Origin of the sequence: Moorena sp. SIO4E2 (assembly GCF_010671945.1) — a bacterium.
Lineage (GTDB): Bacteria > Cyanobacteriota > Cyanobacteriia > Cyanobacteriales > Coleofasciculaceae > Moorena > Moorena producens.
The window spans coordinates 1-1,103 of the sequence record NZ_JAAHIE010001387.1 but is presented as its reverse complement, the minus strand read 5'-3'; the positions used below and the strand labels follow the sequence as shown (position 1 = coordinate 1,103).

General features: G+C 47.7%; 3 protein-coding genes. 1 reads left to right on the top strand and 2 read right to left on the bottom strand.

Going from position 1 to position 1,103, the window contains the following annotated elements; genetic code table 11:
- Positions 1 to 182 precede the first annotated feature (182 nt).
- Positions 183 to 380 (bottom strand): hypothetical protein, encoded by a 198-nt coding sequence (locus F6K37_RS43895; protein ID WP_070393635.1) that lies wholly within the window; start codon positions 378 to 380, stop codon positions 183 to 185.
- A gap of 139 nt (positions 381 to 519) precedes the next feature.
- Between F6K37_RS43895 and F6K37_RS43890 the strand changes: the two genes are divergently transcribed.
- A complete protein-coding gene (locus F6K37_RS43890) occupies positions 520 to 765 on the top strand; it encodes a hypothetical protein (RefSeq protein WP_287257411.1) in 246 nt (81 codons plus the stop codon).
- Here the strand turns inward: F6K37_RS43890 and F6K37_RS43885 are convergent.
- Positions 731 to 925: a hypothetical protein gene (locus tag F6K37_RS43885; RefSeq protein WP_287257410.1), complete on the bottom strand. Its 195-nt coding sequence runs from the start codon at positions 923 to 925 to the stop codon at positions 731 to 733. The genes F6K37_RS43890 and F6K37_RS43885 overlap by 35 nt on opposite strands.
- Positions 926 to 1,103 lie beyond the last annotated feature (178 nt).

Sequence of the window (1,103 nt, the reverse complement as noted above, 5' to 3'; positions counted from 1 at the left end):
GGAGCAGGGAAGAGGGAATAGAGAATAGGGAATAGGGATAAAAGTCAGTGTACTTGATAGTTATGCAAACCGCCGTATGTTTAGCTATCAGCTTAAGCGCTACGCACACGCTACGCTAACAGCTATCAGTATTCAGTGTGGAACGGGCAAGATGCCCATTCCACCAAGATGCATGTAATTTTCTAGGATTCTTCATCCATCGGATTATTATTACCGACATCAAAAATAATTATAAATTCCGCATCAGGCATTAATCTTTTCAAAGCCCACAAATGTCCCTCTGCATCCGACCGATTGCGGAAGCGAGCAACAACTACCCGCTGCATCTTGGGTAACAGTCGCATGACCACCCATGGATGAAGCCGTTCTGAATACGTCATCATAAAAGTATCTCCTTGTGATTGGAGAGCCAGAGCTAGCCCGTCGATTTTGGACTTTCACCGGGCTAGCTCTTGACTCTGGGCGTCTCAGCGCCCACTGTTATAGTGTAGCACAAATAATCTTATATTATAACATATTTTGAAAAATTTTGTAACAAAGGGAGCTATCAGCTATCAGCTTATGCGCTACGCGCACGCTACGCGAACAGCTATCAGCTATCAGCTATCAGTTATCAGCTATCAGCTATCAGCTATCAGCTTATGCGCTACGCGCACGCTACGCGAACAGCTATCAGTTATCAGCTTATGCGCTACGTGCACGCGATCGCGTTCAGTTATCAGCTTATGTGCTACGCACACGCGATCGCGTTCAGCTTGTGAATAACATTGGTGTCGAAGCCTATGCCAAAAAGTTGGCCGCTGACCGCTGACTGCTGACCGCTGACCGCTGACTGCTGACCGCTGACTGCTGACCGCTGACCGCTGACCGCTGACTTCTGACAAATGACTTCGTTAGAGTCGATGCCTGGTATTACCCAGGGCACCTCTCCTTCAAATCTGGGCGTGCGACTTTCACCGCACCCAGCTCCTAGATCTCCTGACCTTTCGGTCTGCTTCCGTGGATTAGTTGATGGCAGCTGTGATGAACTGCTAGCAAATTCTTTGGTTTCCAGTTATCGTGGTTTCCATCAATATGATGTAAGTGTACGACTTCTTCCCCTA

Bases quoted from the DNA above. Each gene is read 5' to 3' on its own strand.
- F6K37_RS43895 (WP_070393635.1), bottom strand. From the start codon at position 380: ATGACGTATTCAGAACGGCTTCATCCATGGGTGGTCATGCGACTGTTA.